This window comes from Burkholderia sp. AU16482 (assembly GCF_002223285.1).
Classification (GTDB): domain Bacteria; phylum Pseudomonadota; class Gammaproteobacteria; order Burkholderiales; family Burkholderiaceae; genus Burkholderia; species Burkholderia semiarida.
Genome location: NZ_NKEY01000007.1, coordinates 1 through 14,214, shown reverse-complemented (window position 1 = coordinate 14,214; position 14,214 = coordinate 1). Strand labels below are relative to the sequence as shown.

Sequence of the window (14,214 nt, the reverse complement as noted above, 5' to 3'; positions counted from 1 at the left end):
AGTGTCCCCGGGCCGATCGCGGTGAGCCGCGCGGGCTGATCCGCGCCCGTCTCGTTCGCCACGATGGTGCGCGCGGGACGTGCCTCCTTGCTTCAACCGCGGACCACCTCCACTGTCGATGCCCACGATACCCGATTCGCCCTATTTCCTGCGCTGCGCCTGCGCGGCGAGCCGCACGGCCGCATTCGCCGCGCCATAGCCGTCGTACCCGCCGCGCCGCTCGACGATCTCGAGCGAGAAGCGGTTGTCGACCAGTTCCGTATACGCGTGCAGGAATTCGCCGCCGTCCTCGTCGCGGTCGTAGAGCAGGTGGTGCGCGCTCAGCGTGTCGATCAGTTCGTCCGGCAGCGCGTAGCGCGCGGCGAGATCGTCGTAGTAATTGGCCGGAATGCGCAGGAACGGGACGCCGTCGGCCGCGAACGCGGCGACCGTCTTCACGATGTCATCGGTGCGGAACGCGACGTGGTTCAGCCCCGTGCCGTGGTAGCGGTCGAGCGATTCGGCGACGGCCGTATGACGGTCGACCGATGCGTTCAGCGCGATCCGCACCGAGCCGTCGGCGCTGCGCACCGCGCGGCTGCGCATCAGTCCGTACGGATCGGGCACGAGCCAACTGCGCTCGGCCTCGAAGCCGAACGCGGTCTTGAAGAACAGGATCCAGGTGTCGAGCGCGTCGGCCGGCAGCGCGAGGCACACGTGATCGATGCCCGTCAGCGGGCCGACTTCGGTCGGGCCGTCGATGTCGGTCAGCACGAAGTCCGATTCATACAGCGTCGGCGCATCCGGTGCTTCGTCGACGAAATATTCGAGGCTGCCGTCCGGCGCCTTCACGCTCGGCAGCACGCGCTCGTTCGGCCCGACGCGGCCGGAGAACGGTGCATAGCCGAAGCCGGCCGCACGTTCGAACGCCACTTTCGCGTCGTCGACGCGAAACGCCGACGCGCACAGCGACAGCCCGTGCTGCTGGAAGAACGCATCGGCGAACGAGTCGCGCTCGGCATTGAGCACGATCGATGCGGCGCCGTGCTGGAACAGCGTCACGTCCTTCGAGCGATGCCTGCCGGCGAGCCGGAAGCGCATCCGGCCGAGCCATTCGCCGACGGTCGCCGCCGCCTGCGCGTCGACCGCGAATTCGATGAACTGGAACCCGACGTGCGCGGGCGGCGCGGGCGGCGCGAACAGCGGCTGGCTGGCGGCCGGCGCGCGGCCCTCCTGGGCGAGCCGCGCGCGCGTCAGGTCTTCCAGATAGAGCAGCGAGCGATGGCCGTCGGCGGCCGTGAGCGCGGTCGGCGCCGCGCGGAAGCCGTCGTTGAAGATCTCCAGCGACAGCGGCCCTGTATAGCCCGACTCGATCACGCGCGCGGTGAAGCGCGCCAGGTCGAAGTCGCCCTGGCCCGGGAACGAGCGGTAGTGGCGGCTCCATTCGATCACGTCCATCACGAGCTTCGGCGCGTCGGCGATCTGCACGAAGGCGATCCGGTCGCCGGGGATGTCGGCGATCGCGTCCGGCGAATCGTCGAGCGACAGCGTGTGGAAGCTGTCGAGCGCCAGGCCGAGATGCGGGCTGTTCACCGCATTCACGAGCTTCCACGCGTGGCCGTACCGCTTCACGACGCGGCCCCACGCGAGCGCTTCGTACGCGGCCACCACACCGGCCTGCCGCGCGGCTTCGGCGAGCACGCCGAGCTGGTCGACGAGCAACGCGTCGTCGGCGATCGTGTCGGCCGCCACGCTGCTGCAGACGAGGATGCGGTCGGTGCCGAGCGCATGCATCACGTCGAACTTGCGCTTGATGCGGTCGAGATTGCGCGCGAGCTGGGCCGCGCTCACGCCCTCGAAGTCGCGAAACGGCTGGAACAGCACGATGTCGAGGCCCAGATCGGCGGCCATGCGCCGGACGTCGGCCGGCGATCCGTCGAAGTAGACGAGGTCGTTTTCGAAGATTTCGACGCCGTCGAAGCCCGCGGCCTGGATGGCGGCGAGTTTCTCGGCGAGCGTGCCGGACAGTGACACGGTGGCGATCGAGCGCTGCATGGGCGATTCCTGCTGATGAGCGGGGTATGGCGCTGCTCGAACCGACCCTGAATGAACCAGTCGTTGAGTTCGGCGCGCGCGCCATATCCCGAATTTACTAGGCTAGTGATGTGTATTGTACAAACTAACTAGATGGTACAAATTAGCGAAAACCCGAAAAGACAGCCCGCTCGCCCGGGCGCACACTAGCGCCAAATTCCGATGTCTTCGGGGCGGCGCCGATCGTGGTCCGCCCCTGTTTCAGGAGCAGAAACACGATGAGCAAGCACAAGGTGCTGGTGCTGAACGGCCCGAACCTGAATCTGCTGGGCACGCGCGAGCCGCATATCTACGGCGCGGAAACGCTCGCGGATCTCGAGCAGCGCTGCCGCACGGCGGCGGATGGGCTCGGGCTCGACATCGACTTTCGCCAGTCGAATGCCGAGCACCAGCTGATCGACTGGCTGCATGCCGCGCGTCACGACACGCACGGCATCGTGATCAACCCGGCCGCCTATACGCATACGTCGGTGGCGCTGGCCGACGCGCTTTCCGCGATCGCGAAGCCGGTGATCGAAGTGCATATCTCGAACGTCCATCGCCGCGAGGCGTTCCGCCACCATTCGTACGTGTCGGCGCTCGCCGAAGCCGTGATCTGCGGCTGCGGCACCGAGGGCTACGTGTTCGCGCTGCAACGCCTGGCGACCCTGTTCGCGAAGGGAGCCGCACGATGAGCCGCCCGTCGTTTCTGATCGGCCTGATCGGCCAGGGCATCGGCGGTTCGCTGTCGCCCGCGATGCACGAGGAAGAAGGCTTCCGCCAGGGTTTCGGCTACGTGTATCGGCGCCTCGATCTCGACGTGCTCGGCGTGAGCGTCGACGCGCTGCCGCAGCTGCTCGATGCCGCGCAGCGGATGGGCTACAACGGGCTGAACATCACGCACCCGTGCAAGCAGCGCGTGATCGAGCACCTCGACGCGCTGTCGGACGACGCGCGCGCGCTCGGCGCGGTGAACACCGTGCTGTTCAAGGACGGCAAGCGGATCGGCCACAACACCGACTGGTCGGGCTTCGCGAAATCGTTCGGCCGAGGGCTGCCCGGCGCGTCGCTCGAACGCGTCGTCCAGCTCGGCGCGGGCGGCGCGGGCGCGGCCGTCGCGCACGCGGCGCTGCAGATGGGCGCGGCCGAACTCACGATCTTCGACGTCGACGGCACGCGCGCCACCGCGCTCGCGGCCGAGCTGCAGCAGCGCTTCCCCGCCGCGCAGGTCGTGTCGGGCGGCGCGCCCTCTGGCGGCGCGCTCGCGGCCGCGATGCGCGCCGCGACCGGCCTGATCCACTGCACGCCGACCGGCATGGCCAAGCATCCGGGCCTGCCGCTGCCGGCCGACCTGCTGCACGCGGGCATGTGGGTGGCCGACATCGTGTATTTCCCGCTCGAAACCGAGCTGATCCACGCCGCGCGCGCGGCCGGCTGCGCGACGCTGCCGGGTGGCGGGATGGCCGTGTACCAGGCCGTCGACGCGTTCGAGTTATTCACCGGGCGCACGCCCGACGCCGAGCGGATGTTCGGTCACTTTCAGTCGCTCGTCGCGCGCTGACCCCTCACAGACACACAAAGAGACCAGGAGACGACCATGCAGCACACTACCCACACGAGCGCCGCGTCGGCGCAGGCGGCCGGCACGGTCCGGCGCACGTCGGCACGCTACAAGATCCTCGCGCTGCTCGCGATCGGCACGATGATCAACTATCTCGACCGCACCGTGCTGGGCGTGGCTGCGCCGCAGCTCACCAAGGAGCTCGGCATCAATGCGGCCGTGATGGGCATCATGTTCTCCGCGTTTTCGTGGACGTACGTGGCGATGCAGGTGCCCGGCGGCCTGTTCCTCGACCGTTTCGGCAGCAAGATCACCTATTACTGGTCGATGACGCTGTGGTCGCTGTGCACGTTCCTGCAAGGCTTCGTGCCGGGCGTCGCGACGTTGCTCGCGTGCCGCCTCGGTCTCGGCGTGACGGAAGCGCCGTGCTTCCCGACCAACAGCCGCGTCGTCGCGACGTGGTTCCCGCAGAACGAACGCGCGATGGCGACCGGCACCTATACCGTCGGCGAATACATCGGCCTCGCGTTCTTCAGCCCGGTGCTGTTCGCGCTGATGGGCGCGTTCGGCTGGCGCTCGCTGTTCTGGGTCGTGGGTGCGGTCGGCATTGCGTTCGGCTTCGTCTGGTGGAAGTTCTACCACGAGCCGCGCAACCATCCGGGCGCGAACGCGGCGGAACTGGCCTATATCGAGGCGGGCGGCGGTCTCGTTCACGGCGCGCGCAAGAACGGCGACAAGGGTGACAAGCCGGCGCAGGCCAAGTTCAGCTGGTCGATGGTCGGCCAACTGGTGAAGAAGCGCCAGCTCGCCGGCATCTGCCTCGGCCAGTTCGCCGGCAATTCGACGCTCGTGTTCTTCCTGACCTGGTTTCCGACCTATCTGGCCACCGAGCGCCACATGGGCTGGCTGAAGATCGGCTTCTTCGCGGTGATGCCGTTCATCGCCGCGTCGGTCGGCGTGATGTTCGGCGGCATCTTCTCCGACTGGCTGCTGCGCCGCGGCAAGTCCGCGAACCTCGCACGCAAGCTGCCGATCATCGCGGGGCTGCTGCTCGCATCGACGATCATTCTCGCGAACTACGTGCAGAGCAACGAAGCCGTGATCGCGATCATGTCGGTCGCGTTCTTCGCGCAAGGGATGGCCGCGCTCGGCTGGACGCTCGTGTCGGACATCGCGCCGGACGGCCTGCTCGGCGTGACGGGCGGCATCTTCAACTTCGCGGCGAACCTTGCCGGCATCATCACGCCGCTCGTCGTCGGCTTCATCGTCGCGTCGACCGGCTCGTTCGTCGGCGCGCTCGTGTTCATCGGCGTGATCGCGCTGATCGGTGCGCTGTCGTACATCTTCGTCGTCGGCGACATCAAGCGGATCGAGTTGTAAGTACAGACTCTCCGCACACTCGGTGCGTTCGCCCGGCGGCCATTCGGCCGCCGGGCTTTTTTGTGTGCGCGCGCCGGCGCGCGGGGCGGCATGCACCCCACTTCATGCGTGCTGCATCGCGATGCCGAGCGATTCGACCGCAGCGGCGATGGCGGCGACCGCGCGCCGGATATCGTCCGCGTCGATCGCGCCGATGCAGCCCACGCGGAACGTCTCGAGCCGCGTGAGCTTGCCCGGATACAGGATGAAGCCCGCGTCGCGCACCGCGTCGTAGAAGCGGCGGAAATCGTAGGCCGGATGGTCGGGCGCGTGAAACGTGACGATTACCGGCGCCTGCACGCTCACGTCGAGGAACGGCACGAAGCCGAGCGCGCGCATCGATTCGATCAGCGTCCGGCAGTTCGCCGCATAGCGTGCGCCGCGCGCCGGCCGGCCGCCTTCGGCGTGGTACTGGTCGAGCGCGGCACGCAGCGCGGCAACCACGTGCGTCGGCGGCGTGAAGCGCCATTGCCCCGTCTTGCGCAGATACGCGTACTGATCATGGAGATCGAGCGCGAGCGACGGCGAGTTGCCTTCGCTCGCGTCGAGCGCGTCGCGCCGCACGATCGCGAATCCCATTCCCGGCACGCCTTCGAGGCATTTGCCGCTGGCCGAGATCAGCGCGTCGATGCCGCTGCCAGCCAGCGCGATCGGCAGCGCGCCGAACGAACTCATCGCATCGACGATCAGCCGCTTGCCGTGCCGCCGGCACGCGGCCGCGATCGCATCGAGCGGATTCAGGATACCGGCGCTCGTTTCCAGGTGCACGAGCGCGACGTGCGTGATGCGCGGCTCGCGCGCGAACGCGGCCTCGACGGCCGCCGCGTCGACGGCCGCGTCTTCGCCGAACGGCAACGCGATCGCGTCGATGCCCAGCCTGCCGAGAATCTTCAGAATGCGCGCGCAATACGCGCCGTTGTCGGGCACCAGCACGACACCGTCGCGCGGCACGAGCGTGCCGAGCGCGGCTTCGACCGAGAACGTGCCGCTCCCCTGCATCGGCACGCACACGTATGCGTCGCCACCGCCGGCGATGGCGACGAGATCGGCGCAGACGCTGGCCGTCAGCTGGTTGAAGGCGGCGTCCCACGACCCCCAGTCATGTTGCATTGCGTGGCGTGTTGTGGCGGACGTAGTGAGCGGGCCGGGCGTCAGCAAGATCGGGTCGGGCATGGTTTTTACCTCCAGCAAAGGGGGAACGAAACACCGGACGGCGTTTCTGAATGACTTGCATGATAGTGGCAAAATGTGTCATTTTTTGGAAATTGTGGCATTCGTCACGGCTTTGTCATTGAACGCTGTGATCCTTCGGTTGCCGCGCGACACGCAGCCTGAGCGCGGTAGCGCGGCGGGCCGCGAGGCGGCCTGCCCGGAGATAACAGGAGAGCCGGATCGTGCCCCGGCCGTTTGGTGTTCCGCCTACGGAGAAGTGAGATGACACTGCAGAAACCCTCGCGCGCCGCCGCCGGCGCGTTCCGCAAGCTCGCGCTGGCCGCCTGCGCCGCCGGTCTGCTGCAAGGCGCCGCGCTGCCGGCGCATGCGGCAAACGCGGTCGTGCTGTACACGGCGGACGGTCTCGAGAATCTCTATCGCGATGTGCTGCCGGCTTTCGAGAAGAAGGAAGGCGTGAAGGTCAACATCGTGACGGCGGGCAGCGGCGAGGTGGTGAACCGCGCGAACATCGAGAAGAACGCCCCGAAGGCCGACGTGATCGTCACGTTGCCGCCGTTCATCCAGCAGGCCGGCCAGATGGGCCTGCTGCAGCCGTACCAGAGCGTGAACTACAAGAACGTGCCGGCCATCGCGAAGGCCGAGGACGGCACGTGGGCGACGTTCGTGAACAACTACTTCTCGTTCGCGATCAATCCGGACGTCGTGAAAAACCAGCCGAAGACGTTCGCCGACCTGCTCGCGCCGGCCTACGCCGGCAAGGTCGCGTACTCGAACCCGGCCACGGCCGGCGACGGGATGGCCGTGCTGATCCTGACGACGTCGCTGATGGGCGAGGACAAGGCATTCGACTACCTCGCTAAGCTGTCGCAGAGCGTGAAGTTCCACACGAAGGGCACCGGATACCTGAACGTGCTGCTGTCGCGTAACGAGATCAGCGTCGCGAACGGCGATCTGCAGATGGACCTCGACGACGCCGAACACGGCGCGCTGTCCGTCAAGCCGATCTTCCTGGCCGCGAAGGCCGGCGACCAGCCGACCACGTTCCAGCTCCCGTACGGCATCGGCCTGATCAAGAGCGGCCCGAACCAGGATGCCGGCAGGAAGCTGATCGACTATCTGATGTCGACGGAAGTGCAGTCGAAGGTGCCGGACATGTACGGCATCCCGGGCCGCACCGACGTGCCGCTGGCCGGCAAGAACGGCGAAGCGGTCAAGAAGGCGATCGCGGGCGTGAAGCTGATTCCGGTCGACTGGACCCAGGTGATGGCGAAGAAGCAGGAATGGATCGAGCGCTGGAAGAAGGACGTGATCGGCAGCTCGGGCAAGCCGCTCGACGTCGTCAAGCCGAAGTGACCGGCGCACGCCGCCTGTATCAGCGAGCAAGAGGATGAACCCGGTGGACACCACCCTGACCCATCCCGGCGCATTCGGCGCCGCCGAACCGCACGCGACGCTGCGGTCCGGCGCGCCGGGCGGCGTGCGGATCGAGCATCTGAGCGTGCGCTACGGCGCACGCACGGTGCTGGACGATCTGTCGCTGTCGATCGGCGCCGGCGAATTTCTGACCGTGCTCGGCAAGAGCGGCTGCGGCAAGACCACGCTGCTGCGCTTCATCGCCGGGTTCGTGAAGGCCGACGGCCTGACCGGCACGCTGAGCGTGGCTGGACGCGACCTGACCTATGCGCCGCCGCACAAGCGCAATCTCGGTCTGCTGTTCCAGAATTACGCGCTGTTCCCGCACCTGTCGGTGTTCGAGAACGTCGCATTCGGGCTGCGCGCCCGCGGCATGGCGTCGTCGGAAGTCACGCGCCGCGTCGCCGATGCGCTGAAGCTGGTGCAGCTCGGCGATGCGGGCCACCACCTGCCCGCGCAACTGTCGGGCGGGATGCAGCAGCGCGTCGCGCTGGCGCGCGCGCTCGTGATCGAGCCCGACGTGCTGCTGCTCGACGAGCCGCTGTCGGCGCTCGACGCCAACCTGCGCGCGTCGGTGCGCAGCGAGCTGAAGGCGCTGCACGAGCGCTTGCCGAACCTGACCGTCGTGTGCGTCACGCACGACCGCGACGACGCGCTCGTGCTGTCCGACCGTGCGCTGCTGATGCGCGACGGCCGCATCGCGCAGCTCGGCACGCCGCAGCAGTTGTACGACGCACCGCGCGACGGCTACGTCGCGCGCTATCTCGGCCCGGCGAACCTGTTGCCGCCGCACGTGATCTTCCCGCTCGGCGATCCGCGCCACGAGGTGCGCGACAAGGTCGCGTGCGTGCGCCCCGAGCGCCTGACCGTGATACCGCCCGCCGCCGGTGGCCTGCATGGCACGGTGTCGTCGGTCGAATGGCAGGGCGCGGACCTGTCGATCGCGGTCGTGATCGACGCGGCGCCCGACGAGCCCGTGCGCGTGACGATGCAACGCGGCCGCGGTGCGGCCCCCGAGCGCGGTGCGCGCGTTTCCCTGCATTGCGAGGCAGACGATGTCGTCCTTATCGAGCCCTGAAGCCGGCCTGCCGCCGCACGTGCTCGCGTCGGCCGCCGCACACGCCGCCGCCGCGCGGCGCCGCAGGCGCATCGGCGACCTGCACCTGGCTGTGCTGGCGATCGTCGTGCTGGGCCCGCTCGTCGTCTATCCGCTGGTGCGGCTCGTGCTGCTGAGCGTGTCGGGCGACCACGGGCTGAGTCTTGCCGCGTACCGGACCTTCTTCGGCAATCCCGACACGCGCAACGTGCTGCTGACGACGCTGGGCGTGCTGTTTGCAAGCGCCGGCACCGCGTCGGTGCTTGGCGTGCTGCTGGCCGCGCTGCTGTTCTTCAGGCCGTTCCCGGGCGCGTCGCTCGTCACGCGCTTCCTTGAGCTGTACGTCGCGTTTCCGTCGTTTCTCGTCGCGTTCACGCTGATCTTCCTGTACGGCTCGCAAGGCTCGATCGGCATCGCGCTGCAGCACCTGTTCCATCTCGAGAATCCGCCGCTGGACTTCCTGTTCGGCATAGGCGGCGTGATCCTCGCGCAGACCGTGTTCTACACGCCGTTCGTCGTGCGGCCGACGCTCGCGTCGTTCGCGACGCTCGACCTGCGGCTGATCGAAGCCGCGCGCAGCCTCGGCGCGCCCGGCTGGATGCTCGCGCGCCGCGTCGTGCTGCCGATCGCGTGGCCGGGCATCGCCGCCGGCACCGTGCTGTGCTTCCTGCTGACGCTGAACGAGTTCGGCATCCTGCTCGTGCTCGGCAGCGCGCGGCTCGTCACGCTGCCGGTCGCGATCTACAGCAGCGCGACCGTCGATCTCGACCTGCCGACCGCGTCGGCCGGCGCGGTCGTGATGTTGTCGCTGTCGCTGGCGCTGTATGCGGTTTATCGCCGGGTGAACCGGCGTGCGACGGGAGGGAACGATGTCCGCTGAATTTCGTATCGGGCAGGCCGTGCCGCGTCACCGGATCGGCTGGACCGACGCGCTGCTCGAGCATGCGTCGCGCGCCGCGCTCGCGCTGGCCGCGTTCGCGTGCTTCTGGCTGTTCGTGCTGCCGGTGATCGTCGTCGCGCTGTCGAGCGTGTCGACGCAGTGGTCGGGCACGATCCTGCCGGCCGGCTACAGCCTGCGCTGGTTCGAGCGGCTCGGGTCGCAGGAATACGACGCGCTGCTGACGAGCCTCGAAATCGGCTTCGGCGTCTCGGCGCTTGGCACGGTCCTCGGGTTGTGGCTGGCGCTCGCGCTCGAAGGGCGCGACCGGCGCGGCCTCGGCGCGGTCGTCGACGCACTCGTGATGGTGCCGAACGGCGTGCCGAGCGTCGTGCTCGGGCTCGCGGTGCTGATCGCGTATCACCAGAAGCCGCTCGACCTGTCGAGTTCGGCGGCGATCGTCGTGCTGGTGCAGCTCGCGCTGATTCTGCCGTTCTGCTATCGCTGCGCGGCCGCCGCGCTGCGTCCGGAGCTGACCGTGCTGCGCGAAGCCGCGGCGAGCCTCGGTGCGCCGCCCGCGATGGTGCTGCGCCGCGTGCTGCTGCCGCAACTCGTGCCGGCGCTGCGCGCGAGCCTCGCGCTCGGCTTTGCGCTGTCGCTCGGCGAGCTCGGCGCGACGCTGACCGTGTATCCGCCCGGCTTCGCGACCGTGCCGATCGTCGTGATCGGCCAGGTGGAGCGCGGCTATTACCTGCCTGCGTCCGCGCTGTCGCTGCTGATGCTCGGCGCGTCGCTCGCGGCGCTGCTGCTGATCGCCGCGCGCGTGCCGCGCGGCAAGCGGGCGGCATCGTGAACGCCGCTTTCGCGTTGCGGCGCCCCGGCGAGCAACGGGCCGCCGGCAACGGATCGGCGAATCTCGCGGGACGCTCGATCGACGTCAACGGCCGACGCTACCGGCTGCCGGTCGAGCCGACCGTCGTCGTCTGTGTCGACGGCTGCGAATACGACTATCTCGAACGCGCGGTGGAAGCGGGCGTCGCGCCGTTCATCGCCCGGATGATCGCGGAAGGCACCGCGTGGCGCGCCGATTGCGTCGTGCCGACCTTCACCAACCCGAACAACCTGTCGATCGTCTGCGGCGTGCCGCCGTCGGTCCACGGCATCTGCGGCAACTATTTCTGGGATCCTGCCGCCGACGGCGGGCGCGGCGCCGAAGTCATGATGAACGACCCGGCCTACCTGCGCGCCGGCACGCTGCTCGCGGCGGCGTCCGACGCCGGCGCGCGGGTGGCCGTCGTGACCGCGAAGGACAAGCTGCGCCGGCTGCTCGGCTGGCAACTGAACGGCGTCTGCTTTTCGGCCGAGAAGGCCGCGCAGGCCAATCTCGCGGAAAACGGGATCGTCGACGTGCTCGACTGGGTCGGCCTGCCGTCGCCGGATGTATACAGCGCGGCGTTGTCCGAATTCGTGTTCGCGGCCGGCGTGCGGCTCGCGCAGACGCGCCAGGTCGACCTGATGTACCTGTCCACCACCGACTACGTGCAGCACAAATGCGAGCCGGGCAGTGCCGGGGCGAACGCGTTCTACGCGATGATGGACGGCTATCTCGCGCAGCTCGACGCGCTCGGCTGGGCGATCGGGCTCACGGCCGACCACGGGATGAACGCGAAGCACGATCCGGCGACGGGGCGGCCGAACGTGATCTATCTGCAGGACGCTTTCGACGGCTGGTACGGCACGCAGGCTGCGCGCGTGATCCTGCCGATTACCGATCCGTACGTCGTCCATCACGGCGCGCTCGGTTCGTTTGCGACGATCTACCTGGCGCCGGGCGTCGACCGGGCCGAGGCGATGTGGCGTGTCGGCGGCCTCGACGGCGTCGAGCTCGTGCTCGACAACGCGGAAGCCGCGGCACGTTTCGAACTGCCGGCCGACCGGATCGGCGATCTCGTCGTGATCGGCCGTCGCGACATGACGCTCGGCACGCGCGAGCGCGAACACGATCTGTCGGGCCTCACGGTGCCGTTGCGTTCGCATGGCGGCGTGTCCGAGCAGGAGGTGCCGCTGCTGTTCAATCGCCGCATCGAGCGGGACGACCCTGCCCGCCGCCCGCGCAACTTCGACGTGTTCGATTTCGTGTTGAACCGGATCGCGACATGATGGCTCATCCCCGGCAAGACCACCCTGCGTTCCGCGCCGAGGCGCTGCGGTGGTGCGGCACGCGCGCGCCGCGCGCCCGTGTGTTCGACGTCACCGATCCGTACACCGGCACGCGTGTCGGTACGGCGCCGCTGGCGAGCGTCGACGACGTGCGCGCCGCGTTCGATTACGCGATGGCGTACCGGCCGGCGCTGACGCGTTACGAACGTTCGCAGATCCTCGAGCGCGCGGCCGCGCTGCTGCGCGAACGTGCGGACGAAGCGTCCGACCTGATCACGCTCGAGTCGGGATTGTCGAAACAGGATTCTCGCTACGAGATCGGCCGTGTCGCCGACGTGCTGAAGTTCGCCGCGGTCGAGGCGCTGCGCGACGACGCGCAGAGTTTTTCGTGCGACCTGACGCCCCACGGCAAGGCGCGGCGCGTGTTCTCGCAGCGCCAGCCGCTCGACGGCGTGATCGTCGCGATCACGCCGTTCAATCATCCGATGAACCAGGTCGCGCACAAGATCGCGCCGGCGATCGCGACCAACAACCGCGTGATCGTGAAGCCGTCGGAGAAGGTGCCGCTGTCGGCGTTCTATCTGGCCGATCTGCTGTACGAAGCCGGGCTGCCGGAGCCGATGCTGCAGGTGCTGACCGGCAACCCGGCCGAAATCGCGGACGAGCTCGTCACGCATCCGCGTGCGTCGCTGATCACGTTCACGGGCGGCGTCGCGATCGGCAAGGCGATTGCCGCGCGGGCCGGCTACCGGCGCATCGTGCTGGAGCTGGGCGGCAACGATCCGCTGATCGTCCTCGCCGATGCCGATCTCGACCGCGCGGCGTCGCTTGCGGTGTGCGGGTCGTACCGGAATTCGGGCCAGCGATGTACGGCCGTCAAGCGGATACTGGTGCAGCGCTCGATCGCGCCAGCGTTCACCGAATTGCTCGTCGAGAAGACACGTGCATGGAAACACGGCGATCCGTTCGATCCCGCGAACGAAATGGGCACCGTGATCGACGAAGCGGCGGCGCGGCTGTTCGAGGCGCGCGTCAACGAGGCGGTGGCGCAGGGTGCGCGCCTGCTGACGGGCAACGTGCGGCGCGGCGCGCTGTACGCGCCGACCGTGCTCGACAACGTCGATCCGTCGATGACGATCGTGCGCGAGGAGACGTTCGGGCCCGTGTCGCCCGTCATCGCGTTCGACACGATCGACGACGCGATCCGGATCAGCAACGGCACGGCGTTCGGGCTGTCGTCGGGCGTCTGTACGGACAGCACGGCGGCCGTCGTGCGGTTAGTGAACGAGCTGAAAGTCGGCACGGTGAACGTGTGGGAAGTGCCGGGATACCGGATCGAACTGTCGCCGTTTGGCGGGATCAAGGATTCGGGGCTCGGGTACAAGGAGGGCGTCCAGGAGGCGATGAAGAGCTTCACGAACCTGAAGACGTTCTCGCTGCCTTGGGAGTAAACGAATGGCGCTGACGATGGACGAGATTCACGCGCTGTATCGCGAGCATGGCCATGTGGCCTATAGCGGCGAACCGGTCACGCAGCTCGAACATGCATTGCAGAGCGGATTGCTCGCGGAGGAGTCCGGGGCCGACGAAGCGCTGGTCGCGGCGGCGTTCCTGCACGATCTCGGCCATCTGCTGAATCGCCAGGGCGAGACGCCGAGCGCGCGCGGGATAGACGATCTGCACCAGTATTACGTGCTGCCGTTCCTGCGGCCGCTGTTTTCCGACGCGGTGCTGGAACCGATCCGGCTGCACGTCGACGCGAAGCGCTGCCTGTGCCGCACGGACGCCGGCTACTTCGAGAGCCTGTCGCCGGACTCGGTGCGCAGCCTGGCGTTGCAGGGCGGCATTTTCAGCGACGACGAGGCGGCGGCGTTTCTGCAGCGCCCGTACGCGGAGGACGCGCTGCGCCTGCGCCGCTGGGACGATACGGCGAAGAAGCAAGGCAAGATGACGCCGGATCTCGATCACTATATGGAGATCGTCGCACGCCAGATGCGCGCGGCCTTCTGACGGGGCCGGTTGCCTCCATATTTAAGGGGCCGCACGCGGCAGCGTGCGGCCCCTTAAATTTTTTGCGAAATCCCTTGCGCGAATGCCGCGAGCTGCTTAGAATCACGCCTCTTTCGCGCTAACGGAAACGCGGCGCGGGAGGAAGGGAAGCGGTGCTGTTGGGGTTCGGTGGTAACGAGCCGCGGCGGCGCAGGAAGTTGAGCCCCGCAGTCGCAGCGAAGTCGTTCAGAAAGTTGTTGACGAGCTGCGAAACACGGTTCATAATCTCGCTTCTCTGCTGCTGAAAACGCAGCGCTGCTGGGAAACACGAAGTTTCTCGCAGGCGTGCTCTTTAAAAATTAACAGCCGATAAGTGTGGGCGCTTGATGAAAGCGAGCTGATCCTCGGATCAGATAGCGAAAGTATCAAGAGTCTCACACTAAAGTAAGTCAGGTTTATGAAGTGATTCATATT

The 14,214-nt window shown here is 67.8% G+C and carries 12 protein-coding genes; 10 read left to right on the top strand and 2 right to left on the bottom strand.

Annotation, left to right across the window (positions count from 1 at the left end):
- Positions 1–141: 141 nt before the first annotated feature.
- Positions 142–2,034 (bottom strand): bifunctional sugar phosphate isomerase/epimerase/4-hydroxyphenylpyruvate dioxygenase family protein, encoded by a 1,893-nt coding sequence (locus CFB35_RS26970; RefSeq protein WP_059582128.1) that lies wholly within the window; start codon positions 2,032–2,034, stop codon positions 142–144.
- 257 nt (positions 2,035–2,291) lie between these two features.
- Here CFB35_RS26970 and aroQ point away from each other — a divergent pair, with 257 nt between their 5' ends.
- The 3 genes from aroQ to CFB35_RS26955 are packed head-to-tail and all read left to right on the top strand — an operon-like array spanning position 2,292 to position 4,993.
- Positions 2,292–2,747, top strand: a complete 456-nt coding sequence (gene aroQ / locus CFB35_RS26965; protein WP_059898124.1) for a type II 3-dehydroquinate dehydratase — start codon at positions 2,292–2,294, stop codon at positions 2,745–2,747.
- A complete protein-coding gene (locus CFB35_RS26960) occupies positions 2,744–3,613 on the top strand; it encodes a shikimate dehydrogenase (protein ID WP_059582134.1) in 870 nt (289 codons plus the stop codon). The genes aroQ and CFB35_RS26960 overlap by 4 nt, the downstream gene beginning before the upstream one ends.
- Positions 3,614–3,649: 36 nt before the next feature.
- Positions 3,650–4,993: an MFS transporter gene (locus tag CFB35_RS26955; protein ID WP_059582138.1), complete on the top strand. Its 1,344-nt coding sequence runs from the start codon at positions 3,650–3,652 to the stop codon at positions 4,991–4,993.
- 102 nt (positions 4,994–5,095) lie between these two features.
- Here the strand turns inward: CFB35_RS26955 and CFB35_RS26950 are convergent, their stop codons facing one another.
- Positions 5,096–6,205, bottom strand: coding sequence for a 2-aminoethylphosphonate--pyruvate transaminase (locus CFB35_RS26950; RefSeq protein ID WP_059582140.1), 1,110 nt, complete (start codon positions 6,203–6,205; stop codon positions 5,096–5,098).
- A gap of 261 nt (positions 6,206–6,466) precedes the next feature.
- Here CFB35_RS26950 and phnS point away from each other — a divergent pair, with 261 nt between their 5' ends.
- From phnS to CFB35_RS26915, 7 genes are read left to right on the top strand one after another with little or no spacing between them, the layout of a single operon-like run.
- Complete coding sequence (gene phnS, locus CFB35_RS26945; protein WP_059582143.1) at positions 6,467–7,558, top strand: 2-aminoethylphosphonate ABC transporter substrate-binding protein; 1,092 nt, start codon at positions 6,467–6,469, stop codon at positions 7,556–7,558.
- A gap of 34 nt (positions 7,559–7,592) precedes the next feature.
- A complete protein-coding gene (gene phnT / locus CFB35_RS26940; protein WP_059582145.1) occupies positions 7,593–8,696 on the top strand; it encodes a 2-aminoethylphosphonate ABC transport system ATP-binding subunit PhnT in 1,104 nt (367 codons plus the stop codon).
- The gene (phnU, locus tag CFB35_RS26935; protein WP_059582148.1) at positions 8,674–9,594 is read left to right on the top strand and encodes a 2-aminoethylphosphonate ABC transporter permease subunit; all 921 of its coding nucleotides are present in this window, start codon (positions 8,674–8,676) and stop codon (positions 9,592–9,594) included. Before phnT ends, phnU begins: the two co-directional genes overlap by 23 nt.
- Positions 9,584–10,444 carry a 2-aminoethylphosphonate ABC transport system, membrane component PhnV gene (phnV, locus tag CFB35_RS26930; RefSeq protein ID WP_059582149.1) on the top strand — a complete coding sequence of 287 codons (861 nt, stop codon included), beginning with the start codon at positions 9,584–9,586 and terminating at the stop codon, positions 10,442–10,444. The genes phnU and phnV overlap by 11 nt, the downstream gene beginning before the upstream one ends.
- Entirely contained in the window at positions 10,441–11,751 is a 1,311-nt protein-coding gene (gene phnA, locus CFB35_RS26925; protein ID WP_059582152.1) for a phosphonoacetate hydrolase, read from the top strand. Before phnV ends, phnA begins: the two co-directional genes overlap by 4 nt.
- Positions 11,748–13,202, top strand: coding sequence for a phosphonoacetaldehyde dehydrogenase (phnY, locus tag CFB35_RS26920; protein WP_059582153.1), 1,455 nt, complete (start codon positions 11,748–11,750; stop codon positions 13,200–13,202). Before phnA ends, phnY begins: the two co-directional genes overlap by 4 nt.
- 4 nt (positions 13,203–13,206) lie before the next feature.
- On the top strand, positions 13,207–13,761 hold the full coding sequence (locus CFB35_RS26915) for a phosphonate degradation HD-domain oxygenase (protein WP_059582157.1): 555 nt from the start codon (positions 13,207–13,209) through the stop codon (positions 13,759–13,761).
- The last annotated feature ends 453 nt before the right edge of the window (positions 13,762–14,214 follow it).